The sequence below is a fragment of the Pontibacter populi genome (genome assembly GCF_019336435.1).
Lineage (GTDB): Bacteria > Bacteroidota > Bacteroidia > Cytophagales > Hymenobacteraceae > Pontibacter > Pontibacter humidus.
The window spans coordinates 147,450-173,828 of record NZ_JAHWXQ010000002.1; the positions used below are offsets into that span (position 1 = coordinate 147,450).

The following is a 26,379-nucleotide window of genomic DNA, read 5'->3' on the forward strand; positions in this document are numbered from 1 at the left end:
CCACTACGCAGATTCAGGAACCGGAAGAATTACTTTCAGGCTCTTTGGTTTTATAGTTACTCTAACCTCTTCGCCAAAGTTTACCGGCTCCCCATCAATATGCATTACTTCATGATTGGTGTTATGGATCACGGCTTTTCTACAGCTCAGTTTACGGGTATAAACAGATTCGTCAATGCTGTTCGTGTATAATTTGTAGAGTATGCCCAGGGCAGCCGCTTTCGGGAAGCGCTCGATCAGGCAAATCTCAAACCGCCCATCGTTTAAAATACCTGTGGGGTTAATGTTGGCATTGCTTCCGAAAGCATTTGCATTAGCTATAGTTACCATAAAAGCCTCCCCTTCAAAACGCTCATTGTCTGTTTCAATGGTGTAAAATTTGGGCTCATAACTCAGGAATTCCTGCATCGCAATCCAGGCATAAGCCCCAGGGCCACGCGTTTCTCCATCGCTGAAACGTTTTACAACCAACGCATTAAATCCCAGATCAGATAAATGAATGGAAGGCTGTCCGTTAATATCCAGGGTATCGATGTTTCGGATAACATGACGGTGAATCAGCTCCAGCGCTTCTTCCGTATCCTGCGGTATGTTCAGGTCTTTGGACAGGCCATTGCCTGAACCGAGTGGAATAATGCCCAGCGGTGTGTTCGTACCGATCAACAGGGCTCCTACATGGCTTACAGTCCCATCGCCTCCAACTGCAAATACAGCGTCGGGTTTGTTCTTTTCGATCAGGCTTTTAATTGCTTCGTCGTCCTTATCTCCCGTTGTTTTATAGAAAGTGTAGTTAATCCCGTGCTCCTCACAAATCACCGTTATCTCTTCTTCCAGGTCGGTTTTGTCTATATCGCCGGCAATAGGGTTTATGACAAAAAGGAGCTTTCCGGGTACTTCGTTTTCCTGCATAGAGCTAGCAATTGTTATTTTGCAATACCAATAATACGGTTTATAGTTAATTTAGTGAAGCACAAAAAAAACTAACCCGCAAACAGGTTAGCTTTTTCTGTAGGGCATGTTACAGCCCTCATTGGCAAAACTTATCTTCCAGACTTTGATCCTGAAGATCCTGAACCGGAAGAACCAGATCCTGAAGATCCAGAAGAACCGGATGATCCTGATTTAGAGGATGAGCCTGAAGTAGAAGATCCTGATGCGCCGCCTGAGCTTTTTGAAGTGGTAGACTTGTTTGCACCAGTTTTAGATGAACTTGACGAAGAAGATCCAGACTTAGAAGATCCCTTCGAGTTGTCGTTTTTAGTAGCCATTGTAATTTTAGCTTTCAGTTTAAGTTTGTTTTTGTAGCAGTTATTCCCATGGTTTGAGCCATGTAGCGAGAGTTAAAATGCAGAAATCTGCAATACATATATACAGCATGTTTTATGTAAGGTTGTACTTACAGCCAATTTCTTACTGTTTTTTATGGAGATATGCCAGCTAACAAGCCCAAAGGACCTCTTACTATATCGCCTCCAGTCTAAGTTGGCCCTGTAATTCAAGCGTAAAATCCGGATCCACACGCATGCCGCCGTGCCGTTCCCTACCGGAAAAATCGTTTTACTATATGTTACATCTATTCGAATCCCTCGATACTGTCGAGCTACGTTCGCTATTTATAAATCTAATTTCTTCTGACTGGTATTCGGTTCAAAATCCTATCTACTAAACGGTCATAGACCTAGGGTTATAGGCATAACTTTCTGTGAAATGCTTATTCGTAAGGTTGAAATTTGTTCAAAAACAGCTGTTATAGTTGGATAATCCTATTTTCAGGAAAAACTGCTATACTTAATTATAGAGTTATCGTATTACCATTTACAAAAGCAGCTACTGAAGCTGCTTACAGACTAAAAAAAGAATGTTATGAATATGAAAAGGACGTTTGGTGCCTTGTTAACTATATTAGGTATCATAGGCATCATTTGGGGAGCATACGCTTTCCTGATGGGTGGTGATGGTGTGGCAGTGGGCAAATTTTCTGCTGCTGTTCCGTTCGTTATCGGCTTGATCTTCTTCTTTTCAGGAATCAGCCTTGTGAAAACCACTAAAGACCAGACCTAGGTGTAACTTACTACAAAAAGAAAAGCCCCTGCTTTACTGGCAGGGGCTTTTCTTTTTGTAAACTATAGATAGCCGTAACTTTCTATAACACTAAATATTTTTCGCATAAACAGACAGATCAGAAGCAAAACTCTCTACTGCCAGAGCGGTATCCAAGTAGCTCGACTTGTAAGAGGCATCATTGCTGTGCACATAAAGTACCGTCTCATTCTTAATCGTTTCAATTACTTCTTTAGATATCTCCGTTGGAAGTGCAGGACAACCAAGACTGCGGCCCAGGCGGCCATATTGCTTCACAAAATCGGCAGTGGCGTAGTCGGCACCATGTATAACTATAGCACGCTCCCTGGCATTGGTATTAAAGCCCTCGTCCATCCCTTCCAGTTTTAAAGAAAGACCATGCTTGCCGTAATAAGTTTGATCTGTAATATAAAAGCCAAGGCTGCTCATGTAAGAGTTCGGCTTATTCGAGAATTTAACAGCTTTGTCATTGCCAGTATTACGGCCATGCGCTACCAGTGTATTAAACAACACCTTTTTAGCTTCCAGGTCTATTACCCACATACGTTTCTCGCGACTCGACTTTGTAAAATCAACTATAGTTAAAATTTCCTGTGCCGGAGAGATAGATGCGCGTTGCTTCAGATTAAGAAAACCGATAAAAGCTTGTTTAAATACAGGAAAAGATAAGCCCTTGTTTTTAAGGTTTGCCTCCTGGTATACCTGCTCCAGGTGCTGCGAAAAAGCCATTTGTTTCTCTTCGTAAGACATACCACCGGTGGTTGTGGTGGCAGTTTCTGTTGTTGCTGGAATAGCGGTTTCACCCATCGGGTTTGCTTCCGGAGAACTGAAAGATACAAGGCTTAATGCTAGTAGGAGGATAGCTGGTTTCAACATAGGTTTTTAAGGTTCTTAAGTACGGGATTCGTTTTGTAACAGGTAAAACCGTAAAAATTGTTCCATACGGGCAGAAAGAGCCTGGCAAATATCTTCTGAAAGTTAAAACCGGATCTGTTTATAGTTCAACGCTCAGCATGAAAGTAAAAGTATATTCTTCAGGATTAAAATTATAGTCAGGCTTTTATACAGTTAATTTAATCGTTTAACAGCCATTATGAGTTTATATATTTTATTTTTGTGCCATGAAGAAGATCAACTCCCTCCTTTATCTGTCTGTCATTGTTCTGGCTGTAGCCTGTGGCTCACCGGAAAGTATGAAAGACTTTGACAGCACTACCTGGAAAGCCGATAAAAATGCCTGCAAAGGCGACCGCGCAAAGCTCGCTCCTGAATTTGAAAAGATCAGGAAAGATATGGTCGGCAAAAAAGAATATATAGTTCGTAACGTATTGGGTAAACCTGATAAAGAAGAATTACTGGAGCGCAGCCAGCGCATCTACTATTATTACCTCGAATCGGGCGAACAATGCCAGAATACCAGCACATTATCAGAGGCAAGCCGCCTGGAAGTAAGAATTAACTCGTTGGGCAAAGTTTCGGAAGTAAACTATAATCAACCCCAAAAACTAAAGAAGCCCGAGTAATACCCGGGCTTATTTAGTTTTTCGATTTACCTAGTGGTTATCCAGTTCACTTAAGTGTTGTGCATGCTGCCTGCCTTCCAGCTCCAGGAAACGGCGAAGCTGCTCCGATGAAAGCACTTTTGTAAGTGCCTTATCATTTTGCAGGTGCACTTTCTGTATCATTTGATCGCTGCTAACGGCTGTCGCTGTTTTTTCAGTTTCCAGTAATTGCTGGTAGCGTAATTCGTTTAGCTGCTTTACTTCCTGCTGTTGCTGGGCTGTAAGCTGTAGTTCACGCTCCATTTCCAGGGTTAACAAGGCAGGTCCTGTAACCTGTACCTCCAAAACTTTCTTATCAAGGCCATCATCGCCTTTGGTAATGCGCTGTGTAAAACCAGCTGTTGTAATAAGGCCAAGCGCCAGTGTAAGTATATATGTCTTCATGAGTATCTGATTTAATGCCTGTAAACTACAGGATGTGTTACTAGCTACTTCAACGGAAAATCTCAGATCAGGTTATCCTGTTTTAGTATATTTTTAATAATGCTACACGAAGCAGATTTATACTGTTACAAACCTAAAATATTGTTTTTCCAACTTACACCAATATTGTATTAAGATTATGATCTGTAAAACGTGATAATGGTAACATAGCCTGCGCAAAATGGTATATAGGCTTATACTATACAATTTAGTATTTTAACAAGCAGTAATTATACCCCGCACCAGGCAGGTGACTTGATCCGAACATATGAGAACGCTACACTATAACCCCAGCACACTGGAAGTTGATTTTGCAAAAGCATTTCATGAGCTAAGCCCACAATTAGAAAATAAAATTGACAAGGCGCAGGTAATTGACATTAAAGCAGAACATAACATTGATAACCCACAACTTACTTTCCGGTTAAAAGACAAGGAAGGCGACATGCACGAAATAGTAGTACAAATAATTCAGCGACCTGATCACATGGTAAAATGAATTGTGTCGAAATCTACTATAACATAAAGGCCTCAGGAATTTTACTCCTGAGGCCTTTATGTTATAGTTCAGCTATAGTTGCTTAAGGGCTGTTGGGTACCGTGTGGTCCGGGCGTTTAAAGAATTGCATGGCTATAAAACCGATCATAGCGCCAGAAATAACACCTTCCAGCATCAGAACCATAAAAATGACCAGACCCGGCGTGCTGGAGACCCGCTCTCCTACCATGCTGTTATGTGATAGCACAGTAAGCAGAGAATCATCAAACGTTTTAATGTAGATGAGCATAAAGGCCGAAAAGATGATAGTAGCCACTACAGAAGTTAAAAAAGCAGCGCCTAAACCACTTAAATAACCAAAATGCTCTTTTTTTGCTCGTTTTAATCCCCGCAATGTCATCACAATCCCGATAGTGAGAATTACGGAGTTCAGGAAACGTAACTCCACAATATGCGACAGCCCTATTGCCTTCATGACAAAGAAATAGCCTATCAGGCCAATAGCCGTGAGCAAGCCATACTTCAGGGCAATCTTTTCCATAATGCAGGGGATAGCAGGGTTACAGGTTGATTATATTAAACACGTTCCGGCATAGAATGGTCTGCCCGCTTAAACCATTGCATAGCTATAAAAGCTATAAAAAAGCCAGGTATGGTGCCGTAAAATATAGTCAGTACAAATAGCCAGACCAGCGAGATACTTTCCGGGAAGAGCGAACTGGCCTGCAGATTTTCGAGATAAGTGGCACGGTAAAGCGAAATATACAACACCAGGAAGATAGCCAGCAGAACCGATGAAACCACGCCAACCGTAGCGCCTATTCCAAGTCCGCTGAAATACTCTACCATGTTGTTCATTCTTTTATACTTAGAGATGGCAACGATGATACCAATGACAAGGAATATACCACTTAAGAAGGAAAGTTCTACAACATCCTGTAGCCCGAATATACCCATGATCAGGAAGTAAATGATGTGCGCAACCCCTACCAGAATACCATATTTAATTGCTATCTTCTGGTAAGACACTTTTTCAATTGCCATGTTACGTAGGTTAATTAATATACAATACTTCTCTTATAATGAACAGTTTAGCTCTAAAAATGGTTACTACAGAACGCCGGAGGGCAATTCTAGCAATACCTTAGTACCGCTAACTGAATATTATTTAAACAATATACTATAGAAGTAAGGGTGGCGTTGTGATTTGATGCAAAAATTTTGTCCTGCTATGCCGAACTGTTTGTTTAAAAAACAGTTACCAAAAGCTGAATAAGAGCTTTTAGAAAAAGCCGGAACATACTTATTCATCAATCACGACATTTATTTCGTAGTTTTGCAACCGGAATCCATTTTAATTCTCTAACAGAAACACATGATCAGTACTAACAATGTAAGCTTGAGATATGGCAAGCGCACATTATTTGAAGATGTAACTATAAAATTTATACCTGGCAACTGCTATGGTTTGATCGGGGCCAACGGGGCAGGTAAATCTACTTTCCTGAAGATCCTTTCGGGTGAGATAGAAGCCAATACCGGTTCGGTAGAAATACCAGCCAAAGCCAGACTTGCCGTATTAAAGCAGAACCACTTTGCTTACGATGAGTACCCTGTATTGCAAACGGTGATAATGGGCCACAAGCGCCTGTTTGACATAATGCAGGAAAAAGACGCTATTTATGCCAAAGCTGACTTTACAGATGCAGATGGTGAGCGCGCAGCTGAACTGGAAGGCGAATTTGCCGATATGGAAGGCTGGAACGCAGAATATGAAGCTGCTGAATTACTGAGCGGCCTAGGCATTACCGAAAACCTGCACTACTCGTTAATGAAAGACCTGAGTGGTAGTGAAAAAGTACGTGTTTTATTAGCACAAGCGCTTTTCGGTAACCCGGATATCCTGTTACTCGATGAGCCTACCAACAACCTGGATGCCGAATCGATCATGTGGCTGGAGAACTTCCTGGGCAATTTTCAGAACACGGTTATAGTTGTATCACACGACCGCCACTTCCTGGATGCGGTTTGTACGCACGTAGCCGATATCGATTTTGGCAAAATAAAGATGTATGCCGGTAACTATAGTTTCTGGTACGAGTCGAGCCAGCTTGCCCTTAAGCAGCGCTCCGATTCAAATAAGAAAACAGAAGATAAGCGCAAGGAACTGGAAGAATTCATTCGTCGTTTCAGCGCCAATGCTTCCAAATCAAAGCAGGCTACTTCCCGTGCTAAATTACTGGAGAAACTTACTGTAGATGATATTCAGCCATCATCGCGCAAGTACCCATACATTGCCTTTAAACCGGAACGCGAAGCTGGTAACCAGTTACTGCAGGTAGAGAATCTGAGCAAATCTATTGAAGGTCAGCCGATCTTTACGGATGTAAGCTTTATGGTTGATAAAGGTGATAAGATCGCTATACTTGGCCGTAACGACGTTGCTGCTACTGTATTTTTTAAGATACTGGCAGGCGAAGTAAAGCCGGATACAGGTGATTTTAAGTGGGGTACAACTATAAATGCAGCGTTTTTTCCGAAAGACAATGCTGAGTTCTTCAATACTGACCTTAACTTGGTAGACTGGCTGCGCCAATACTCTGTAGAGAAAGACGAAAGCTTTATCCGTGGTTTCCTGGGCCGTATGCTGTTCTCTGGCGAAGAGTCTTTGAAGAAAGCTAACGTATTATCGGGTGGTGAGAAAGTGCGCTGTATGTTCTCTAAAATGATGCTGCAGTCTGGAAACTTCCTAGTAATGGACGATCCTACCAACCACCTGGACCTGGAGTCTATCACGGCGCTAAACAACTCGCTGAAAGAATTTGATGGCACTGTATTATTTGCGTCTCACGACTTACAGTTCGTAGATACAATCGCCAATCGTATTATCGAGCTAACACCAAACGGCATGATCGATAAGCGCATGACCTACGAAGAATACCTGCAGGACGATAACATCCGCGAACTGCGCAAAAAAATGTATCAAACAGCAACGGTATAACCTCAGTATGTCTGCAAAACTGAACACATATTATGCAAGGTGCCTGCTGGCACTTTGCATTTTTGCTTTTACAGGCCTTACAGCCATGGCACAGGTAGAGCCGGATACAGTAAAACGCAAACCAACTTTGCCAACAGGACGTCCAGGTACTGAACAACCGGTCTATACTCCTAAACCACAGCCGCAACCTCAACCTAAGGTACAGCAGCAGCCACCGGTAGTGCAGGAAGAGCCCGAAGAAGCAGAGAAGGAGAAACAGGAATTTATAGACAAGCTTTACTTTGGAGGTAGCTTCGGGTTACAATTCGGTTCTTATACCAACATTACCCTGTTGCCCATTATCGGTTACAAGGTTACAGATAAGTTCAGTGTAGGTACGGGGGTGGTCTATCATTTTATAAGCGACGGCGGCATATCGCTGAACAATTTTGGCGGCCGCGGCTTTACTCAAATGGAAGTGTTTGATATTATGGATGGCGCCTTGCTGGCACATGCTGAAGTAGAAGTACTGAGCCGCGAGTACCTGATGCTCGATAATTCAAATAGACCACTCTATAAATTACGGAAAACCATGACACTGCCTATGATAGGGATTGGTTACCGGCAACGCATCGGCGAAAAAGCGTCTTTGGACCTGTTGTTACTGTACAATGCCAACGACGATATTGTGAATCCTTATAGTAACCCAGTTATTCGGGCAGGTATAAATATCCCTTTCAGGAAATAAGTATACCAACTATAAAAACAAAAGGACTGCCTTACAGGGCAGTCCTTTTGTTTTTAAATATGATCAGTAGTGCTAACCTCGTATGAGTCGTAACAGCACCATGATAACGGCGATAACTAATAAAATGTGGATCAGTCCACCTACGGCATCAGGGAATCCCAGGAAGCCGATAAGCCAGAAGATCACAAGGATAACTGCTATAATATACAATAAATTTCCCATAGTTTTAATTGTTTAATGAAGTTGTACGTTGCTTGTTTAATTTCTATTAACGTGTAAACTAACTTGAGGTTAAACTCCCCGGATCAGGCGCAGCAGTACGGCAATTACAGCCAGTACAAGCAACACGTGAATAATACCACCAACGGCATCCGGAAATCCTAAGAAGCCGATCAGCCAGAAAATTATCAGCACAACGGCTATGATATACAATAAATTTCCCATAGTTAAGAGTCTTTAGTTTTATGACAACTACCTTTTTATATTCGGCTACACACCGGTAGAGAGAGTAGTTGTACTTTTTTGTTTAAGCTTTTACGCATATATATTACAAAGGATTTATTAAGATGCTCTTTTTTATGAAATAATCTGATGTTGCAACCTTTATTGCCATTGATCCCCCTGCCCTATTACCCGCTTTAACTGCTTTAGTAACAGGTAAGTTATAGTTGCCCTAACATGAGACACAGGTATACTGCTGCTTTATCTTTATTTTTTTTACAGTCATCGCTAAACAAACTATAAAAATAGCATCTGAAAAGGTTAAAAGTTGAAGTCTGCCAAGATGCCACTGATTACAACTATAGAATAAAAGATTTTCTTTTAGCTTTGCAGGCAATACCAAACTATATGTTTATAGAACCTATGAAAAAAGTAGCAGTTATTGGCTCAGGCACAATGGGCAACGGCATAGCCCACGTTTTTGCACAAAATGGTTTCCAGGTAGCACTGGTTGATATATCAGAGGAGGCATTAAATAAAGCACTGGGAACAATTACCAAAAACCTGGACCGCATAATAGCTAAAGGCAACCTTACCGAAGAGCAGAAAGAGCAGACGTTAGCTAACATCACTACTTACACTAATATGCAGGAAGGTGTGAAAGAAGCTGACCTGGTTGTGGAGGCTGCTACTGAAAACGTAGACCTGAAACTGAAAATCTTCCGTGACCTGAGCAGCTTTGCGAAGCCAGAAGCAATTCTTGCCAGCAACACCTCTTCTATTTCTATTACTAAAATTGCATCCGTTACCGATCGTCCGGATAAAGTAATTGGCATGCACTTCATGAACCCGGTTCCGGTAATGAAGCTGGTAGAGATCATCCGCGGTTATTCTACGTCTGATGAGGTGACAAAACAGGTAATGACCATGTCATTGCAGCTGGGTAAAGTACCTACCGAGTGTAACGATTACCCTGGCTTTGTCGCAAACCGCATCCTGATGCCCATGATCAACGAGGCGATCTATAGTTTATACGAAGGCGTAGCCGGCGTGGAAGAGATCGACACGATCATGAAACTTGGCATGGCACACCCGATGGGCCCGCTGCAACTGGCAGATTTCATTGGTTTGGATGTTTGCTTATCTATCCTGAACGTACTGTACGATGGCTTTGGCAACCCGAAATATGCTCCTTGCCCGTTATTGGTCAATATGGTGCAGGCAGGCCACAAAGGTGCCAAGTCAGGCCAGGGCTTTTATAACTGGACACACGGCACCAAAGAGCTTATAGTTTCAGACCGTTTTAAAAAGAAGTAATTGCTGATTGTTAAATGGTTGGATGGTTTAATTGTTGAATGTTAAACTAGCAACTACATAATCCTTTTCTATAGAATACTGAAGCCGCTGCTGGTACTACCTGCAGCGGCTTTTTGTTTGTCTGAATCAGGATTTAAGGATTGGCAGGATGATGTTTATTGACCTTTATTATAATCTCTTTAAACCAACTATAAAACAAAAGAGCCTTTACCTGAGTGGTAAAGGCTCTTTTGTTTTATAGTTGATTACGATTTCAGGTCAACAATTTAACCATTCAACAATCAAACAGTTTAAACTAAACCGCTACCGCATTATCACGCAGCGCGTCATTCAACGAAGTTTTCAGGTCAGTACTTTCTTTACGCTGACCGATGATCAGGGCGCAAGGCACCTGGAAATCGCCGGCAGGGAATTTCTTGGTATACGAACCCGGGATAACTACAGCACGAGGCGGCACATAGCCTTTGTATTCTTTCGGCTCGCTTCCTGTAACGTCTATGATCTTAGAGCTTCCAGTTATAGTTACACCAGCACCAATTACAGCTTCCTTACCAATACGGCAACCTTCTACCAGAATACTTCTTGATCCTATAAAGGCACCGTCTTCAATAATTACCGGAGCAGCCTGAACCGGCTCCAGCACACCACCAAGGCCAACCCCTCCGCTTAAGTGCACATTTTTACCAACCTGTGCGCAGCTACCAACAGTTGCCCAGGTATCCACCATCGTTCCTTCGCCTACCCATGCACCAATATTTACATAAGATGGCATCATGATCACTCCTTTCGAAAGGAAAGATCCATAACGCGCAATCGCATGAGGTACAACACGAACGCCCTGAGCTGCATAGTTTGTTTTCAGCGCAATCTTATCATGAAACTCAAAAGGCCCTACTTCAATCGTTTTCATGGCCTGAATTGGGAAATACATCAGCACAGCTTTCTTTACCCATTCGTTTACCTGCCAGTCGTCGCCTACCGGCTCTGCTACGCGTATTTTACCCTTGTCTAAATCTTCTATTACAGCACGTACCGCATCTACAGTAGCCTGTTCCTTCAAAAGGTCACGGTTTTCCCAGGCCTGCTCTATAATTGTCTGAAGCGTCATCTAAAATATAGTTGATATTGAATAATGCGTAAAAGTATTAAATTTAACCGATGTCTGAAAAGAGAATTCTACTTGCCTCGCTGCTAAAACCCGTAAACGATACCCGTATGTACGGCAAACTCGGGCTTTCGCTGTGTAAGCTGCCGAACACCCGGGTGCATATCGCCGGTTTTACAGCTCCTGCTCCTGCTGCATTACCAATAAACATGCAGCTGCATCCTATTTTCTCTTTTAAAAGACTAAGTTTGGGCAGACTTACTGCACAACAGAAATTCTGGAAACTACTGCAAACTATAAAACCAGACCTGCTTATAGTTTGCACCCATGAGCTTCTACTGCCTGCCTGTCTTTATGCCCGCAACTATAAATGCAGCGTAATTTATGATATCAGGGAGAACTATAGTTTAAACCTCACTGCCCAGGATGCCTATAACCCGATTCTGAAAAGAGTATTGGCTGCGGGTGTAAGAAATATCGAGAAACTGACTGCACCAACTATAGAGCACTTTTTTTTGGCTGAGCAGAGTTACGCGCAGGAGCTTACTTTTATAAGTAACCGCTACACTATTTTAGAGAACAAGTATAAACCTGCTGCAAACTATAGTTTACCAGCTACGCCAGTCAGGTTAAACCCTGAGAGATTAAAACTCCTTTACTCCGGTACCATTGCAGGTATTTACGGTGTATTTGAAGCAGTTGAGCTAGCAGAGCAGTTCCATCAGTTTAACCCGCAGGTAACCCTAAATATAATCGGCTACTGCGCCCATACTCCTACTTTGCAAAAGCTAAAACAAACTATAGCTGACAAACCATATATCACGTTAACAGGCGGAGAACAACTGGTACCACACCCGGAAATACTTCAGGCCATTGCTACGCATGATGTCGGGTTACTGCCCTATCAGCCAAACCCAAGTACGTTCCGTTGCATCCCTACAAAGCTATACGAGTATATGGGGTATGGTCTGCCGATACTCATGCAGCAAAACCCTATTTGGGATAACTTGTTAAATAAGGCAGAGGCAGGCTTAACAATTAACTTTAACAACTACAGCTTAAAAAGCTTATTACAAACCCTTTACCAATCATACTTCTATAAAACCGGGATACCCTCTGATATTTTCTGGCAATCTGAAGAAGAGAAGCTTTTACAGGTTGTGGGCAGTATTTTATAGACTAATAAAACAGAGAGATAAATAAATTTATTTTTAGACGAATCTAAATTTAAAAAATAACTGTATATTTAACAACGATAACAACTATAACTATGCGCAATTCAAAAATAGCTGGCGTTGGCCATTATGTACCTGAAACTATAGTTACCAACAAGGACCTGGAGAATATTATGGAGACCTCGGATGAGTGGATCCGTGAGCGAACCGGCATTGTTGAACGACGCTATTTTAAGGAAGGTACCGATACCACTGCCAACATGGGTGCCAATGCTGCCCGCATGGCGCTTAAAAATGCCGGACTCGAAGCTACTGATCTGGATATGATCGTGTTTGCTACACTTAGTCCTGACTATACCTTCCCGGGTTCTGGTGTGTTGTTGCAGCGCGAACTAGGTTTAAAGGAAATTCCGGCCCTGGATGTTCGCAACCAGTGCTCCGGCTTTATCTATGCCCTGTCTGTAGCTGATCAGTTCATTAAAACAGGCATGTACAACAAAGTGTTGGTGGTTGGCTCTGAGATTCACTCCAGCGGCCTGGATTTCTCAACCCGCGGTCGTGGTATTTCGGTAATCTTTGGAGATGGTGCCGGAGCTGTTGTACTGACCCCTTCTGAAAGTACAGACAAAGGTATACTAAGCACGCATCTGCATGCAGACGGCGAATTTGCTGAAGAACTGGCTGTGCTTGCTCCGGACTCAAATAAGAAAGAACGCCTGACGCATGAAATGATAGACAACGGCTCTATCTACCCTTACATGAACGGCAACATGGTGTTCAAGCATGCAGTTACACGCTTCCCGGAAGTAATTGAAGAAGCACTTAACAAGAACGGCTATAAAGCATCTGATATAGACATGCTTGTGCCGCACCAGGCTAACCTGAGAATCACTTCTTACATACAGCAGAAGATGGGCTTGCCTGCCGAAAAAGTAATGAGCAACATCCATAAATACGGTAATACAACCGCCGCCTCTGTGCCAATTGCGCTGAGCGAAGCCGTACAGGAACACCGCATCAAAGAAGGCGACCTGGTTTGCCTTGCAGCCTTCGGAAGCGGCTTCACGTGGGCATCGGCGCTTATCCGTTGGTAGTTTACAATTTTGAATAATTGAATAACTGATTGTGTGAATAAAGGGAAATCTATAGTTCTGAAATTCACCTTTAAAATTCAGTTATTCAATTATTCACTCATTCAAAATCAAAAATGAGCCACAGCTTTACAGAAGAGAACTATATAAAAGCGATCTATAAGCTATCTGATGGCAGAGATGGCGTTAACACCAATGCCATTGCTGATGCGTTGGATACCAAGGCTGCTTCAGTAACCGATATGCTGCGTAAACTCAGCGCCAAAGGCCTGGTAGATTATGTGAAGTATAAAGGCGTGTCATTGACGGAGGCAGGCGAACGTGTGGCATTGAGTGTGATCCGTAAGCACAGGCTTTGGGAGGTTTTTCTGGTTGATAAGCTTAAATTTAACTGGGACGAAGTGCACGAGGTAGCTGAAGAGCTAGAGCACATCAGTTCTGAGTTACTTACCAAACGGCTGGATGAGTTCCTTGGCCACCCGCAATTCGACCCGCACGGCGACCCGATACCATCTGAGAATGGCGAACTAAAAGTAAAGCCGCAGAAGCTGCTAGCTGAAATGGAAATACAGGATAATGGTATAGTTGTGGGTGTAAATGATTCGCAACCCCTGTTCCTGCAGTACCTAGATAAGATGGGGATTTTTCTGGGAGCTAAAATTAAAGTACTGGATAAGATACCCTACGATAGTTCCCTGGAGATCAACATAGAAAACAAAAAGAATCTCGTGGTTTCCAGTGAAGTGGCGCGCAATATTTTTCTGTCCGCTTAAACCTATGCAACACTATCGTGCTCCTCTCCTGCTGCTTGTATTGTGCCTTTTCTCCTGGGGTTGTAAGCAAACTATAGACAAAGGCCCCATGCCTGAAGGCAGGAAAATGTATGTAGTTACAACAACGGGTATTCTGGCTGATGCGGTAAAGAATATAGTTGGCGATGCTGCTACAGTAGAGGCTATCATGGGCAGTGGCGTAGACCCACACCTTTACAAAGCCACCCAGGGCGACCTGCAAAAGTTAACCGATGCAGATCTTATAATTTACAACGGCCTGCACCTGGAAGGTAAAATGGGGGAAGTACTTTCTAAGCTCAACCGCTTTAAATCTGTAGTGGCAGCAGCAGAGAACTTGCACGAAGACCAGTTAATACAATCAAACCAGTTTGCCAGCAGCCACGACCCCCATGTATGGTTTGACGTGTCGTTATGGCAAAAAGTAGTAGGGCATATAGCAGAGGTCTTGCAACAAAAAGACCCGAAGAATGCTGAACTATACAAACGCAATGCTGAAGCCTACCTCCAGCAACTAACTCAGCTGCACAACTATACCAGGCAGGCTATCGCATCCATACCCGAGCAACAACGCATCTTAATAACTGCCCATGACGCTTTTGGCTATTTTGGAAGAGCCTATGGTATCAAGGTACGTGGGTTGCAGGGCATTTCAACAGTTTCGGAATTTGGTTTGCAGGATGTGTCAGTGCTGGTAAACTTTATAGTTGATAACCGCATTAAAGCCGTGTTTGTAGAGTCATCGGTTTCCCCGAAAGCCATTGAGGCAGTAGTAATAGGAAGCAGGAAAAAAGGGCATAAAGTACAGATCGGCGGCACACTGTTTTCGGATGCCTTGGGTAAGGCAGGCACACCGGAAGGAACTTATATCGGCATGGTTCGGCACAATGTAGATCAAATAGTAAAGGCTTTAAAATAAACAGTTTATACCATGATACTTCATGTAGATAATCCGGTGGTGGAAGTGCACGACTTAACGGTAAGTTATGATCGTAAACCCGTGCTCTGGGGTGTGGATCTGACGTTGCCAGCCGGTTCGTTGGTGGGTGTGATCGGCCCGAACGGTGCCGGTAAATCTACGCTCATAAAAGCCATCATGGATCTGTTGCCGGCAAGCAGCGGCTATGTGCGCATTTTTGATGAACCGATAAAGCAGGTGCGCAACCGCATCTCGTATGTGCCGCAGCGCGAGTCTGTAGACTGGGATTTCCCGGCTTCGGTTTTTGATGTGGTACTGATGGGCAGGTATGGTAACCTGGGCTTATTTAACCGGCCACGCAAAGCAGATAAAGATGCTGCCATGCAGGCCCTCGAAAAAGTAGGGATGCAAAGTTTTGCCAACCGCCAGATCTCCCAGCTATCCGGCGGGCAGCAGCAACGCGTGTTTTTAGCAAGAGCCTTAGCCCAGAATGCTGACATCTACTTTATGGACGAACCTTTTGCTGGAGTAGATATCGCCACTGAAACTGCCATTATAGAACTACTCCGAACCATGCGCGCCCAAGGCAAAACGGTTATAGTTGTGCACCACGACCTGCAATCGGCCGGAGAGTATTTTGACTGGACCGTGTTACTGAACATGCGCCTGGTAGCTTCGGGGCCTACAGAACAGGTACTGACACAGGAATTGTTGGAACAAACCTACGGTGGTAAACTGACAGTGCTCAGCAAAGTAGGCGACCTGCTACGCAAACAGGAATTCCCGACAAGAGAGAGGAAAAGTTAGAGAGTTAATGAAGTTAGAAGTTGGGAAGTATATAACTCGGGAAGTGTAGAGATGCAATACCTTGTGCCTTGTTTGAGAAGGAACTATAGTTCAACTACAACGCAATGTAGGATTTTCAAAACACTTAACAATTTAACCTATAGCCATTTAACCACTAACAATCCAACAATTAACCAAGCAGCCATTTAACAATTAAAATGAAGGAGTTTTTAGAGTTCTTTTCGTTTGCCGATGCCAACATACGTTATGTGACAATTGGCTCGGTGCTGCTGGCCAGTAGTTCGGCGGTGGTGGGCTGCTTTACGCTGCTTCGTAAAAGAGCATTGGTTGGTGATGCGGTGGCCCATTCTGTATTACCGGGTGTTTGTCTTGCCTTTATAGTTTCAGGCACAAAAAATCCGCTTATCTTACTTTTTGGCGCATTTGTTACCGGCTGGCTTTCCCTGATTCTGATAGATTATATCACTTCCCGGTCCCGCATAAAAGAAGATACTGCCATTGGCCTGGTGCTTTCTGTTTTCTTCGGAATAGGTATTTTATTGCTTACATCCATTCAACATTCCGGCAACGCAGCACAAAGCGGGCTCGACAAATTTTTGTTCGGGAAGGCGGCATCACTTGTAGGCGAAGACCTTATTGTTTTTGGAGCGGTGGCCGTGCTCCTGCTCATCACCACTATTCTTTTTTATAAAGAACTGAAGCTGCTTTGTTTTGATGTGACCTTTGCCAAAAGTATTGGTTTCCCGGTGCGGTCGCTGGAGTTGCTGCTGACTACCCTTACTGTTTTTGCGGTGGTAGTGGGTATACAGGCTGTTGGTGTGGTGCTAATGGCGGCCATGCTGATTACGCCTGCTGCTGCTGCCCGCTTCTGGACCGAAAGGCTGGGTGTAATGCTTGCACTTGCTGCTGTGATAGGTGCTTTCTCCGGTATTTCAGGTGCTTTTGTATCGTACACTGCTCCGGCCATGCCAACCGGCCCCTGGATCGTGCTTATCGTTTCGATGGTAGCGATCCTGTCGTTTGCATTTGCCCCTAAACGCGGATGGGTTGCCCGCATGTTGCGCCGTCGTCACAACAAGATTCAGATACTGGAAGAAAACCTGTTGAAGTTATTTTACCAGCTTGGCGAACAGCACGAAGACTATTTCAGCAACAGAACACTTGATAACATACTTACCCGTCGCAATATACCTAAGACGCAGGCATTAAACGGACTGTCCAAACTTAAACGGCAAGGCTATATACAACGCCACCCCGATGGCTGGGCCTTAACCCGGGAAGGTGAAATAAGAGGTAAGCGCGTAGTTCGCCTGCACCGCCTCTGGGAACTATACCTAACCCAGTATTTACAACTAGCTTCCGACCACGTGCACGAAGATGCCGAAACAATAGAACACATTATTACCCCGGAACTGGAGCAGAAACTGATGGAAGAACTCAACTACCCTGCCCTGGACCCGCATCACACGAAGATACCTTAGGAAGTTTGGGAGTTTGGGAGTTTAGGAGTTAGAAAGTGAAGGAAATGTAGAATTGAAATGCTTCGCATCTTTTCAGCTACGGAGCTATAGTTTTAATACTGCATTTCAGGACTAAGATTAGTGTTAAACTTTTAACAATTTAGCCTTCATCAATAAACAATTAAAAATAAAAGCGTGAACGCATTCTGGATAATACTTACCGGATCTTTGGTAGCTACCTGCTGTAGTTTGCTGGGGTGCTACCTCATACTCAGAAGGATGGCTATGGTTGGCGATGCTATCTCGCATGCCGTATTGCCAGGTATAGTTATCGCATTCCTGTTCACAGGTTCACGGGATTCTATTCCGATGATCATAGGGGCAGGTTTACTGGGTGTTTTAACCACTTTCCTGATCGAGTTCTTTCACCGTTATGCCCGTGTACAAGCCGACGCATCTATAGGTATTACTTTTACCTGGCTTTTTGCAATAGGCATCATCCTTATCTCCGTTTTTGCCGGACAGGTTGACCTTGATCAGGATTGCGTGTTGTATGGGGAGATTGCGTACGTGCCCCTGGATCTCTGGCTTACGGAAAATGGGCTCAGTTTCGGGCCACAAACTATCTGGACATTAGGCTTTGTAACTATACTGATCATAGCGTTTATCACGTTTGGGTATAAAGAGTTGTTCCTGACTGCTTTTGACCCCGGTTATGCGGCTGTTATCGGCATCTCTACCACCCTTTGGTATTACCTGCTCATGACGGCTGTTTCACTCACAACGGTGGCCTCGTTTGAGTCGGTAGGTGCTATCCTGGTAGTAGCTTTTTTAGTTGGTCCGCCGGCAACGGCTTACCTGCTTACCGATAACTTTAAAACAATGCTGGTGCTGTCCGTGATTATCGGAATTATAGCATCTATAGTTGGGTATTACCTGGCATACTGGCTCGACGGTTCAATTGCTGGCGCCATTGCTACAGTGACGGGTTTACAGTTTGCTTTGGCTTTCCTGTTCTCCCCAACACATGGGCAGCTGTTTAAAAGAAAAAGAACTATAGCTGTTTAAACCTGTTACATGAAACTGTTTCGGGCTATAGTTTGTGTTATGCGTAAGATCAATACTGATATGAGAAAAGGCCTTTACACATTGCTTTCATTACTGATACTTCTGGCAGGTATTTCTTCATTTAAGATGATTACAGATCAGGGTAATGGTAATAAATCCAAATCCGGTAAAGCTGAAACTATAAAATGGCTCACCATGGAAGAGGCAGAAGCCAAAATCAAGAAGGAGCCACGTAAGATATTTGTTGATGTGTATACGGACTGGTGTGGCTGGTGCAAAAAGATGGATAAAGATACGTTCTCAGATCCTGAAATAGCCGCCTATGTAAACAAGCATTACTACGCTGTAAAACTGGATGCTGAAGGCAAAAAACCTATCACTGTAAGAGGTCATACCTACACGTTTAAACCGGAATACAAATCGCATGAGCTGGCACTCGCGCTTTTGAATGGGCAGATGAGCTACCCCACTACCGTTTACCTCGATGAACAGATGAACATGCTTTCCCCTGTTCCGGGCTACCTCGACAAAGCGATGTTCACAAAAATCATCCGTTACTTCGGCGACAACCACCACAAAACTATGACGTGGAAAGAGTATGAGAAGAAGAAGTAAGGTTTAGAGTTTAGTTCACCCCTTCCAAGCTTTCCCTAAGAACAGGGGGAAAAGCCCGGCTATCGTACTATAGTTCCTCTTTTGTCATTTCAACGTTAGCAGAAATCTATTCAAGCTTGTATCTGAAGCTTCTCATATTTTGAACCAAGCCTTTCTTTCATAGCTCACTTTAATCCTGGGAGCTCTACTAACCTATCGTTTCAATTCAGCTTTGGTGCCCTCACGGCCGGGAGGCCCCGTCTTTGGGCACCGCGCGGTGTACATTCCTTTTTCTCGTTCCTCGAAATACCTTCGGTACCAGAAATCTACAAGGCGCTCCACCCGAAGACTGAGATCTTTCGCATAGTTACCCGTATCCATAGTTTGTTCCGGTAAGCTTCGAGATTTGTCGTGGTTGTAGTTTCGTAGGGACAGGTAAACCTGTCCTGTCTTTGGGCTGTAACTATAGAACTATAGTTTGTGAGTTGGTAAAGAAAGAAAAGTCCCCCTTTGAAGGGGGCAGGGGGATGACAAACGCAGACTATAAAACTATAGCTAACCATAACTACAGCCGAAATTCCCCTCTTGGGAGGGGCAGGGGTGGGTTAAAACTCCAGCTATAAAACCATAACTATAAAACTATAGCAAAGGCCGCAAAAGCTCCCCGACTTAGACAAGGAGGGGCTGGGGGTGGTTGGACCAACGTTAACTATGAACTATAGTCCAAGCACACTGTCAGGTCTTCTGATACATCCCGCCTATTCCAGAACCCCATCAATCCTGCACAAAAAAAATCCAACATACAGAACTATAACTCTATTCCACATAGCATCAGATAAGTTCGTAAATTTGTGATCTTACAAAAAGCGATACCTTGAACTCGAATATACTGACCACCGATACCATCGTAGCCGTAGCGACCGCTCCAGGAACCGGCGCCATTGCCGTTATCCGCTTGTCGGGTCCAGAAGCTATAACTATAACCAACTCCGTTTTTAAAGGAAAAGACCTGATAAAACAGGCCAGCCACACTCTACATTTCGGAACGATACGTGATGGCGAAAAGATCATTGACGAGGTACTGGTATCGTTGTTTGTAGCGCCTCACTCCTACACTAAAGAGAACGTGGTGGAGATATCGTGCCATGGCTCCGACTTTATTGTGCAGCAGATCATGCAACTGCTGCTTAAAAAAGGAGCCCGACTGGCAAATGCCGGCGAGTTTACAAAGCGCGCCTTCCTGAACGGGCAGTTTGACCTGGCTCAGGCAGAAGCCGTTGCCGATCTGATCGCTTCCGACTCGGCCCTCTCGCATGAAGTGGCTATGAAACAGATGCGCGGTGGTTTTTCGCAGGAAATAAAGCGTCTTCGTGGCGAACTGGTGCACTTTGCCTCAATGATAGAGCTGGAACTGGACTTCGGCGAAGAAGATGTGGAATTTGCTGACCGTGAACAGCTGCGTAGCCTTATTAATAACATTCAAACTATAATCCGGGAGTTGTTGAAGTCGTTTGAGCTGGGCAACGTGATAAAGAATGGTGTGCCCACGGTTATAGTTGGTAAGCCCAATGCTGGCAAATCTACATTGCTGAACAAGCTTTTGAACGAGGAAAAAGCCATTGTATCAGATGTGCCCGGCACAACGCGCGACTTTATTGAAGACGAGATTAACATCGGGGGCATTACCTTCCGATTTATAGATACGGCTGGACTTCGCGAAACCACTGATAAGGTAGAGGCTATTGGCGTGGAGCGCACCCACCAGAAACTGAGCCAATCAGCACTTATTATTTACCTGTTTGATATCACCGAAAGCACCCCGGAAGAAGTTCAGGACGAAATCGCCAAGCTGAACCCTAAAAACCTGCCCCTACTGCCCGTAGCTAACAAAATCGACCAGGCAACCCCTGAAAAACTGGCAAGCTTTGCCGGCATGGACAGTTTGGTACAGATCTCAGCTGCTGAAGGTGCCAACCTCGAAGTCCTGAAGCAGGCCCTGACTGACAAAGTGAACCTGCGCAAGCTAAACACCCAGCAGCAAACTATAGTTACCAACCTTCGCCACGTAGACAGCCTAAACAAAACCTACGAAGCCCTCGACGATGTACTAAACGGCCTGGCAATAGGCATCAGCAATGACCTGGTAGCTGCCGACATTCGCCGTGCCCTCTATAGTTTAGGCCAGATCACCGGAGAGATCACAACAGATGATCTGCTGGACAATATTTTTACTAAGTTTTGCATCGGAAAGTAGGCTGAATGTAAAATCACTACCTGGCACGTCAACGAAGTTTTCAAAGGTGGCTACCGCGATCTATAGTTTATAGTTCCTAACTTGCGCCGTACAAAATTACAACTATACCATGTCAAAGCAGCCACAATATACCACCGTCGCCAGCCAGGTTTTTAGCCAGTACCTTGATAACGAAATTGACCTGGAAACACTGGTTGGAAGACTGCGCGAAATAGAATTGCAGCTTATGTCTGATGAAGAAGAGGAAGATGACGAGGTAAGCAACAAAAAAGTATGGTTCCGCTTTTTTGAAGGTGACCCGATGCAAACAACTATCTCCGACATTGAAAACGAACTAGGTAACACCTCTCACCCAAGCAGCAAGATTCTTTTGCGCGGAATTGCTTTCGGCCTTGCCAATAACGAGTTGGAAGTTCATTACAAGTAGCCCGCCTTACTCCAGTACACGCCGCAGGTAATTGATCTGCCCCAGGTGGTATGATAAGTGTGCCGTAAGGTGTACCAGAAAGAAACCTGTCGTCATGGGTTTGCCCAGCACTTGCTCCGGGTAGTCTTTCTCCAGGTCAGCTGGTTGCAGCTGTTGCAACGTTTGCGCTACCATCTCCCGGGTTAGTACTACCTGCTTTAGTAGCTCTGCTTTGGGTACATTCTTGCTGCTGAACTCTGACGGCCTGTCGCGCACGTAGCCACTGTTGCCAAGCGTAGCGCCAATATATGTGTTCAGGTTGCCGCACAGGTGCAGGCATAGGTTACCCGCTGAGTTAGTAATATTTCCTGTTGTTTTCCAGATATTTGCTTCGGAAGTAAATGCATCTATTTCATTGTAGAGCTTCTCCAGGTCGCGGGTAAGTATAGTTGTCAGGTCTTGCAGCATCATTAGAAGTAAGAGTTAGTTGGTTTTGCTTATTCTAGTCAGTTATTCGAAATTAAGTTATTAAAATTAAAAGATCCTTTCGGCTCTGGAAATACCCTTACAGTGTTTTTACCTTCACGAATAAACTCAGACAATTTGAACTGTAGCTAAGCCGACGCAAGTTTAAAACTATAAAATTCTATTAACAACGATACATTCATACATGCCATATAACCAAAAAGCCGCCCCCGAAATCAGGAGCGGCTTTTCTGTTGTTTAAAACTAAATTATTTCGTGATCATGATGCGGTGTGTTTCAGAATACGTACCGGCTGTTACCTTAAAGAGGTAAATACCTGGTGTCAGTTTCTGCACATCCAGCACCATTCCTTTCCTGGCTTTGTCTGCCTGCACCTGCGTTTCCATCACTTCCTTGCCATACACATCCACAACCTGTATAGCTATAGTTCCGGTCAGGCTTTCCGCTAACTGCAGGTTAAGTTTGCCCTGTGTCGGGTTCGGGAACAGTATGGTTTTGGTTGGTTTGGCCACTGCATTTGATATCAGCGTCTGGCTTAGGGTTCCTGCCTTCAGTACCAGCGTTTCTACATTGGCAGTAGCATCGCCGCCAAAGCGCGACGTTACGCTGGCTGTGTTTGCTATAGTTACCGGGTTCGATACGATGTCCACGTTATCTACATACCAGCCTGTAGCAGCGGTAAGCACATCAGATGCCATTTTAAAGCGGATCAGCGCTTTTTGCCCTTTGTAAGATGCCAGGTCAACTATAGTTTGTACGTAACCGTTGCTGTTACCTGTAAATGCCGGACCACTTATAGTAGCTGCATTTTCCAGCGGTATCGCACTGTTATAGCCGTTCTGTATCATTTTGCTGCCCAGGTTAGTCCAGGTAAGGCCATTATTCGTGCTGATCTCAACAATACCACCATCGAAACCTTCTTCCGTTGCATAGCTGTGCCAGAAACGCATCAGCGCATTCTCACCTATAGTTACAGGTGCAGAAAGTGTCAGATACTGGTCGCTGTAGTTATCCGGATCTGCTGCAAACCACGAGTTTTTGCCGCTATAAGGATTTTTGGTACTTAGCTTCCAGTTGTTGAGTAACAGCGTACTGCTGGTCTTCCATTTGGTAGTACCATTCTCCATATCATCCTGGAAGTACACCGTAGTACCATCTCCTTTATTCACCTTCACTTTAAAGTTGCGGGTTATAGTTTCGCCCTGTGCCATCTTCACAGACTTAAAGGTTACGGAATTGCCGCTCACTTTCACATCCTTGTTTCCTTCTGATACAAAAGCCGTGCTGGCTGGTACGGTACTGGTTACAGTTACTCCATTCACAGCGCCAGCCGTGTTGTTGGTCACAGTAATGTTATAGGTAAGCTCTTGTCCGTCGGTAACCGGTGAAGGGTTGGCACTTAGGTTAATGGCGAATTTAGGTGCACAGGAAGGTGGCATATCAAATGCTTCCACGCCATCTGTCAGGTCATCATTGCTGCCCTGCTGTGCGCTGTAGCCCAGGCCACGCTTGGCAAATGCTGCCCAGATATAGCACTGGTTTGTACCACCGTTATTTATCCTGTCTGCTGCAAGAATCGCATCGCGCGCATCAATAAAGCCCGGACTGCAAGGCTGTAGTTTCAGGCCATCTATAACTAGCTGCAGTGCAATGTTGTTTCCACCTTTTCCATTATAAATATCAGGATCATACCCATACTGCTCAATCAGGTTCCAGGTCATATCCCAAAGCATAGTTGCCCAGATAAAACCAACACCGTGCGGCACAGAGATCTCAGGATTAGATACATCGCCGTATGTGTAAGAGTTTACAGCCATGTCGGTGCTGTATGGTGCCGGACGTATACCGCCCCCGTCTGTTGGTTGCGACTGTACATAGGTACCAATACCACGACGCTGCGGACCGGTATCGCCTGCTTTCATGGTCATATATAAACCAAAGAAATCGCTCCAGCCTTCGCCACCCTGCTCTGCACCGGATAAGCATTGGGTACTTGGGCCACCTGTTAAGCGTGTCGAAATGCCATGTCCATACTCGTGGGCGATGATGCCATTGTCCAGGTCACCGTCTTTCAGCGGAGGCACGCCACCTTCACGACGCAAGCTACCAGCAAGGCCACCACTTAGCGCGGCAACCAGTTTCTCACCATCAGCTTTACTGATCATGATAGCAGGTATCAACACGGCAGCACCAGTTTCATCACCTCCCATTGAGAGCGGATCGCCGTCTATGTTATTGATAACGATAACCCCTGTTGCCCCGGAAGCCTGTGCATTTAATGCCTTAGAAATAAAAGAGCAATCGCCGCGGTAAACCAGGGCAATATTACCGGTAATGGCCGCCTGGTTATTAAATGGAAGCGGTACAGAACCGGCTGGCAGTTCAGGTGCTGCATTACATCCATTTGCAGGATCAGCCAACACGATCTTGCCAGTTACACCAGTCTCGTTAATTTCAGGGCCATAAGCTGCCTGAACCGCCGTGTAAGAACCTGCTACAGTAGATGGAGCGGTAATATGAAGCAGTTTAGCAGGCAAAGAAGATGTCCAGAGATACATTTGCATGCGGCCCGGCACCCCATCCTGCAGGGTCAGGAAGTTGGCATTATTGGTACCACCGCCATCTTGCGCTTCAGCCATCACACCGTCCAGGCCGGCACCTTGTCCTGTAAAGTTTGTCTGCTGAAAGTTTCCGCTTACTTCATCAAAACCGAACTGGTAAAAAACATCATGCATCAGGTTGTTCCAATAAAACAGATTTGTTGTAGCAGCCTGTATATAAGTATCCGGTTCTTTTGTAAGATCAAGCGGGAAATCGAATACCAGGTTTAACCCACCATCGGGGCTAAGACCTGCATTTGCTCCAGCCTTGTCTTCATAGGCATGCACGTTGTTACCTTTTGTAATGGTATAGGTTAACACACCGTCGTTATGCCAGCCCATAGGCGAGGCCGTTTCATTCTCTTTGCCAGTAACCAAGGTTCTGTCGCCGTGGCTTGGTGTCTCGAAAGGCACATCGTACACACGGTAGGTCCCACTCGTGGCAAGAGCGGCAGCACTGCTTATAGTTGCGGTTTCCGGCGCAACCATCTGCGTATAAAGCAGTTTATTTACTTTACGCTGAGCCGTTTTTCGGGCACTGGCAGCCTTTGGAGAACTATAATTGGCACGGGCATCCAGTTCAGGATCATCTGTTACTACCGGTGGATTCCAGTTATCATGTATCACCAGATCCTGCTGCTTCAGTACCTTTCCTGATGCTGCATCGACACTCATACTCCAGTAGTGCTGCGCATCCAGGTTATAGATCTCAACCTCCCAGGCAAGACGCACTGTACCATCTTCCATTGGCTGGTAAACTAGCTTTGCAGGAATAGGGCTTAAAGAAATACCACCATCTGTAAGCACTACAGCTTTAGCGGCAGCGGCTATTTTTTCGGTAGGTTTTCTCCGCTCCTTAATTTGCAGTGGTTTTTTAACGGCAAGCTTTAAATGGCGTGCAGCCGCGTTGGCAGCCTGTGGCGCTGAAAGTGCAGCCGTATTGTTCCGGATGGCACCCCGTAAATTAGGGATAAAACGGCTGCCCATATTTATCACATTGCCATCTCTATCAATATTAATGTTAAGGTTGGCACCTACCACTTCAATTCCCTGAAAGCGCTGTCGCAGGTAAATATGGGTAACACCATTGTTTTTGCTTGTATACTGGTCTGTTACTACATAATCAGCCAGATCGGCGGAGGTAAGTTTATGTTCTGCTTTTGTCTGCTGGATGTGCTGTATCGCTTTGTCCAATGCTGACTGGGAATTTGCGGTAAGCGGTACCAGGAAGAGGCATAACCCCCACAAGCACAGCAACTGCTTTGTAATCCGGTGTTTCATTTTAGTTTAGTTAAAGGTGTTACATATAGTATTTTAAAAGGTAATGATAGGGTAAGCAGGCAACTGACAATTGTAACTAAAGCAGTTACACATAAATCAATACGCTGTAAATCAAACTGATAATTATACCATACAGCACTTTAACTTATTGTACTGGATAGTATAATTACTGATAATGAATCAATTACGAGGATGTGGGAACATTAGGTTTACATGCCGGTTAACCTTTATACAGGGATATTGCATTCTGTTAAGAATAACAGATAGTATGCATGAATACGACCTGTAAA

26 protein-coding genes are annotated in these 26,379 nt (G+C 44.5%); 16 read left to right on the plus strand and 10 right to left on the minus strand.

Annotated elements, in window-relative coordinates; all coding sequences use genetic code 11:
• Window positions 1-3: 3 nt before the first annotated feature.
• A complete protein-coding gene (locus tag KYK27_RS07215) occupies window positions 4-909 on the minus strand; it encodes a diacylglycerol/lipid kinase family protein (protein WP_199109374.1) in 906 nt (301 codons plus the stop codon).
• Window positions 910-1,863: 954 nt separating this feature from the next.
• On the opposite strand from KYK27_RS07215, the gene KYK27_RS07220 reads away from it, so the two are divergent.
• Entirely contained in the window at window positions 1,864-2,061 is a 198-nt protein-coding gene (locus tag KYK27_RS07220; protein WP_162426227.1) for a hypothetical protein, read from the plus strand.
• Window positions 2,062-2,151: 90 nt separating this feature from the next.
• Here KYK27_RS07220 and KYK27_RS07225 read toward each other — a convergent pair whose 3' ends face one another.
• Window positions 2,152-2,958, minus strand: a complete 807-nt coding sequence (locus tag KYK27_RS07225; protein WP_199109375.1) for a murein L,D-transpeptidase catalytic domain family protein — start codon at window positions 2,956-2,958, stop codon at window positions 2,152-2,154.
• A gap of 245 nt (window positions 2,959-3,203) precedes the next feature.
• Here KYK27_RS07225 and KYK27_RS07230 point away from each other — a divergent pair, with 245 nt between their 5' ends.
• Entirely contained in the window at window positions 3,204-3,605 is a 402-nt protein-coding gene (locus tag KYK27_RS07230; RefSeq protein ID WP_199109376.1) for a hypothetical protein, read from the plus strand.
• Window positions 3,606-3,635: 30 nt separating this feature from the next.
• On the opposite strand, the gene KYK27_RS07235 is transcribed toward KYK27_RS07230, so the two are convergent.
• On the minus strand, window positions 3,636-4,028 hold the full coding sequence (locus KYK27_RS07235) for a hypothetical protein (RefSeq protein ID WP_199109377.1): 393 nt from the start codon (window positions 4,026-4,028) through the stop codon (window positions 3,636-3,638).
• 307 nt (window positions 4,029-4,335) lie between these two features.
• On the opposite strand from KYK27_RS07235, the gene KYK27_RS07240 reads away from it, so the two are divergent.
• Window positions 4,336-4,566, plus strand: coding sequence for a hypothetical protein (locus KYK27_RS07240; RefSeq protein ID WP_199109378.1), 231 nt, complete (start codon window positions 4,336-4,338; stop codon window positions 4,564-4,566).
• A gap of 82 nt (window positions 4,567-4,648) precedes the next feature.
• On the opposite strand, the gene KYK27_RS07245 is transcribed toward KYK27_RS07240, so the two are convergent.
• The gene (locus tag KYK27_RS07245) at window positions 4,649-5,107 is read right to left on the minus strand and encodes a DUF4199 domain-containing protein (RefSeq protein WP_199109379.1); all 459 of its coding nucleotides are present in this window, start codon (window positions 5,105-5,107) and stop codon (window positions 4,649-4,651) included.
• Between the two features lie 35 nt (window positions 5,108-5,142).
• The gene (locus tag KYK27_RS07250) at window positions 5,143-5,610 is read right to left on the minus strand and encodes a DUF4199 domain-containing protein (protein WP_199109380.1); all 468 of its coding nucleotides are present in this window, start codon (window positions 5,608-5,610) and stop codon (window positions 5,143-5,145) included.
• 331 nt (window positions 5,611-5,941) lie between these two features.
• Between KYK27_RS07250 and KYK27_RS07255 the strand changes: the two genes are divergently transcribed.
• A complete protein-coding gene (locus KYK27_RS07255) occupies window positions 5,942-7,567 on the plus strand; it encodes an ABC-F family ATP-binding cassette domain-containing protein (RefSeq protein ID WP_199109381.1) in 1,626 nt (541 codons plus the stop codon).
• A 7-nt stretch (window positions 7,568-7,574) separates the two neighbouring features.
• A complete protein-coding gene (locus KYK27_RS07260; RefSeq protein ID WP_233150329.1) occupies window positions 7,575-8,294 on the plus strand; it encodes a hypothetical protein in 720 nt (239 codons plus the stop codon).
• Window positions 8,295-8,366: 72 nt separating this feature from the next.
• Here KYK27_RS07260 and KYK27_RS07265 read toward each other — a convergent pair whose 3' ends face one another.
• Window positions 8,367-8,516 (minus strand): lmo0937 family membrane protein, encoded by a 150-nt coding sequence (locus KYK27_RS07265; RefSeq protein ID WP_162345496.1) that lies wholly within the window; start codon window positions 8,514-8,516, stop codon window positions 8,367-8,369.
• A 69-nt stretch (window positions 8,517-8,585) separates the two neighbouring features.
• Window positions 8,586-8,738 (minus strand): lmo0937 family membrane protein, encoded by a 153-nt coding sequence (locus KYK27_RS07270; protein WP_162426218.1) that lies wholly within the window; start codon window positions 8,736-8,738, stop codon window positions 8,586-8,588.
• Between the two features lie 420 nt (window positions 8,739-9,158).
• On the opposite strand from KYK27_RS07270, the gene KYK27_RS07275 reads away from it, so the two are divergent.
• Window positions 9,159-10,052 carry a 3-hydroxybutyryl-CoA dehydrogenase gene (locus KYK27_RS07275; protein ID WP_199109382.1) on the plus strand — a complete coding sequence of 298 codons (894 nt, stop codon included), beginning with the start codon at window positions 9,159-9,161 and terminating at the stop codon, window positions 10,050-10,052.
• A gap of 295 nt (window positions 10,053-10,347) precedes the next feature.
• Here the strand turns inward: KYK27_RS07275 and KYK27_RS07280 are convergent, their stop codons facing one another.
• Entirely contained in the window at window positions 10,348-11,160 is an 813-nt protein-coding gene (locus KYK27_RS07280) for a 2,3,4,5-tetrahydropyridine-2,6-dicarboxylate N-succinyltransferase (protein WP_199109383.1), read from the minus strand.
• Window positions 11,161-11,210: 50 nt separating this feature from the next.
• On the opposite strand from KYK27_RS07280, the gene KYK27_RS07285 reads away from it, so the two are divergent.
• The 10 genes from KYK27_RS07285 to KYK27_RS07330 all read left to right on the plus strand — a co-directional run bounded on the left by KYK27_RS07285 (window position 11,211) and on the right by KYK27_RS07330 (window position 21,743).
• Window positions 11,211-12,335, plus strand: a complete 1,125-nt coding sequence (locus KYK27_RS07285; RefSeq protein ID WP_199109384.1) for a glycosyltransferase — start codon at window positions 11,211-11,213, stop codon at window positions 12,333-12,335.
• A gap of 92 nt (window positions 12,336-12,427) precedes the next feature.
• Window positions 12,428-13,426: a 3-oxoacyl-ACP synthase III family protein gene (locus tag KYK27_RS07290; RefSeq protein ID WP_199109385.1), complete on the plus strand. Its 999-nt coding sequence runs from the start codon at window positions 12,428-12,430 to the stop codon at window positions 13,424-13,426.
• Window positions 13,427-13,539: 113 nt separating this feature from the next.
• Entirely contained in the window at window positions 13,540-14,196 is a 657-nt protein-coding gene (locus KYK27_RS07295) for a metal-dependent transcriptional regulator (RefSeq protein WP_199109386.1), read from the plus strand.
• Window positions 14,197-14,200: 4 nt separating this feature from the next.
• Window positions 14,201-15,133 (plus strand): metal ABC transporter solute-binding protein, Zn/Mn family, encoded by a 933-nt coding sequence (locus tag KYK27_RS07300; RefSeq protein WP_199109387.1) that lies wholly within the window; start codon window positions 14,201-14,203, stop codon window positions 15,131-15,133.
• 12 nt (window positions 15,134-15,145) lie between these two features.
• Window positions 15,146-15,940 carry a metal ABC transporter ATP-binding protein gene (locus KYK27_RS07305; protein WP_199109388.1) on the plus strand — a complete coding sequence of 265 codons (795 nt, stop codon included), beginning with the start codon at window positions 15,146-15,148 and terminating at the stop codon, window positions 15,938-15,940.
• Between the two features lie 197 nt (window positions 15,941-16,137).
• On the plus strand, window positions 16,138-17,421 hold the full coding sequence (locus KYK27_RS07310) for an iron chelate uptake ABC transporter family permease subunit (protein ID WP_199109389.1): 1,284 nt from the start codon (window positions 16,138-16,140) through the stop codon (window positions 17,419-17,421).
• A gap of 174 nt (window positions 17,422-17,595) precedes the next feature.
• Window positions 17,596-18,468, plus strand: a complete 873-nt coding sequence (locus KYK27_RS07315; protein ID WP_199109390.1) for a metal ABC transporter permease — start codon at window positions 17,596-17,598, stop codon at window positions 18,466-18,468.
• Between the two features lie 9 nt (window positions 18,469-18,477).
• Window positions 18,478-19,083, plus strand: coding sequence for a thioredoxin family protein (locus KYK27_RS07320; RefSeq protein ID WP_233150330.1), 606 nt, complete (start codon window positions 18,478-18,480; stop codon window positions 19,081-19,083).
• Window positions 19,084-19,936: 853 nt separating this feature from the next.
• Window positions 19,937-21,316 (plus strand): tRNA uridine-5-carboxymethylaminomethyl(34) synthesis GTPase MnmE, encoded by a 1,380-nt coding sequence (gene mnmE / locus KYK27_RS07325; RefSeq protein ID WP_199109391.1) that lies wholly within the window; start codon window positions 19,937-19,939, stop codon window positions 21,314-21,316.
• A 109-nt stretch (window positions 21,317-21,425) separates the two neighbouring features.
• A complete protein-coding gene (locus tag KYK27_RS07330) occupies window positions 21,426-21,743 on the plus strand; it encodes a hypothetical protein (RefSeq protein ID WP_199109392.1) in 318 nt (105 codons plus the stop codon).
• Between the two features lie 6 nt (window positions 21,744-21,749).
• Here the strand turns inward: KYK27_RS07330 and KYK27_RS07335 are convergent, their stop codons facing one another.
• Together KYK27_RS07335 and KYK27_RS07340 are read right to left on the minus strand one after the other, a co-directional pair.
• Window positions 21,750-22,193 carry a DinB family protein gene (locus KYK27_RS07335; protein WP_199109393.1) on the minus strand — a complete coding sequence of 148 codons (444 nt, stop codon included), beginning with the start codon at window positions 22,191-22,193 and terminating at the stop codon, window positions 21,750-21,752.
• 263 nt (window positions 22,194-22,456) lie between these two features.
• Window positions 22,457-26,089 (minus strand): T9SS-dependent M36 family metallopeptidase, encoded by a 3,633-nt coding sequence (locus KYK27_RS07340; RefSeq protein WP_199109394.1) that lies wholly within the window; start codon window positions 26,087-26,089, stop codon window positions 22,457-22,459.
• Window positions 26,090-26,379: the final 290 nt, after the last annotated feature.

What these genes read in the sequence shown, in the direction of transcription:
- KYK27_RS07290 (WP_199109385.1), top strand. Translation starts at nt 12,428, where the DNA reads ATGCGCAATTCAAAAATAGCTGGCGTTGGCCATTATGTACCTGAAACT.
- KYK27_RS07245 (WP_199109379.1), bottom strand. Translation starts at nt 5,107, where the DNA reads ATGGAAAAGATTGCCCTGAAGTATGGCTTGCTCACGGCTATTGGCCTG.
- KYK27_RS07220 (WP_162426227.1), top strand. Translation starts at nt 1,864, where the DNA reads ATGAATATGAAAAGGACGTTTGGTGCCTTGTTAACTATATTAGGTATC.
- KYK27_RS07275 (WP_199109382.1), top strand. Translation starts at nt 9,159, where the DNA reads ATGAAAAAAGTAGCAGTTATTGGCTCAGGCACAATGGGCAACGGCATA.
- KYK27_RS07285 (WP_199109384.1), top strand. Translation starts at nt 11,211, where the DNA reads ATGTCTGAAAAGAGAATTCTACTTGCCTCGCTGCTAAAACCCGTAAAC.
- KYK27_RS07280 (WP_199109383.1), bottom strand. Translation starts at nt 11,160, where the DNA reads ATGACGCTTCAGACAATTATAGAGCAGGCCTGGGAAAACCGTGACCTT.
- KYK27_RS07230 (WP_199109376.1), top strand. Translation starts at nt 3,204, where the DNA reads ATGAAGAAGATCAACTCCCTCCTTTATCTGTCTGTCATTGTTCTGGCT.
- KYK27_RS07300 (WP_199109387.1), top strand. Translation starts at nt 14,201, where the DNA reads ATGCAACACTATCGTGCTCCTCTCCTGCTGCTTGTATTGTGCCTTTTC.
- KYK27_RS07340 (WP_199109394.1), bottom strand. Translation starts at nt 26,089, where the DNA reads ATGAAACACCGGATTACAAAGCAGTTGCTGTGCTTGTGGGGGTTATGC.
- KYK27_RS07320 (WP_233150330.1), top strand. Translation starts at nt 18,478, where the DNA reads ATGAAACTGTTTCGGGCTATAGTTTGTGTTATGCGTAAGATCAATACT.
- KYK27_RS07335 (WP_199109393.1), bottom strand. Translation starts at nt 22,193, where the DNA reads ATGATGCTGCAAGACCTGACAACTATACTTACCCGCGACCTGGAGAAG.
- KYK27_RS07330 (WP_199109392.1), top strand. Translation starts at nt 21,426, where the DNA reads ATGTCAAAGCAGCCACAATATACCACCGTCGCCAGCCAGGTTTTTAGC.
- KYK27_RS07250 (WP_199109380.1), bottom strand. Translation starts at nt 5,610, where the DNA reads ATGGCAATTGAAAAAGTGTCTTACCAGAAGATAGCAATTAAATATGGT.
- KYK27_RS07260 (WP_233150329.1), top strand. Translation starts at nt 7,575, where the DNA reads ATGTCTGCAAAACTGAACACATATTATGCAAGGTGCCTGCTGGCACTT.
- KYK27_RS07265 (WP_162345496.1), bottom strand. Translation starts at nt 8,516, where the DNA reads ATGGGAAATTTATTGTATATTATAGCAGTTATCCTTGTGATCTTCTGG.
- KYK27_RS07310 (WP_199109389.1), top strand. Translation starts at nt 16,138, where the DNA reads ATGAAGGAGTTTTTAGAGTTCTTTTCGTTTGCCGATGCCAACATACGT.
- KYK27_RS07215 (WP_199109374.1), bottom strand. Translation starts at nt 909, where the DNA reads ATGCAGGAAAACGAAGTACCCGGAAAGCTCCTTTTTGTCATAAACCCT.
- KYK27_RS07270 (WP_162426218.1), bottom strand. Translation starts at nt 8,738, where the DNA reads ATGGGAAATTTATTGTATATCATAGCCGTTGTGCTGATAATTTTCTGG.
- KYK27_RS07225 (WP_199109375.1), bottom strand. Translation starts at nt 2,958, where the DNA reads ATGTTGAAACCAGCTATCCTCCTACTAGCATTAAGCCTTGTATCTTTC.
- KYK27_RS07255 (WP_199109381.1), top strand. Translation starts at nt 5,942, where the DNA reads ATGATCAGTACTAACAATGTAAGCTTGAGATATGGCAAGCGCACATTA.
- KYK27_RS07305 (WP_199109388.1), top strand. Translation starts at nt 15,146, where the DNA reads ATGATACTTCATGTAGATAATCCGGTGGTGGAAGTGCACGACTTAACG.
- KYK27_RS07240 (WP_199109378.1), top strand. Translation starts at nt 4,336, where the DNA reads ATGAGAACGCTACACTATAACCCCAGCACACTGGAAGTTGATTTTGCA.
- KYK27_RS07235 (WP_199109377.1), bottom strand. Translation starts at nt 4,028, where the DNA reads ATGAAGACATATATACTTACACTGGCGCTTGGCCTTATTACAACAGCT.
- KYK27_RS07295 (WP_199109386.1), top strand. Translation starts at nt 13,540, where the DNA reads ATGAGCCACAGCTTTACAGAAGAGAACTATATAAAAGCGATCTATAAG.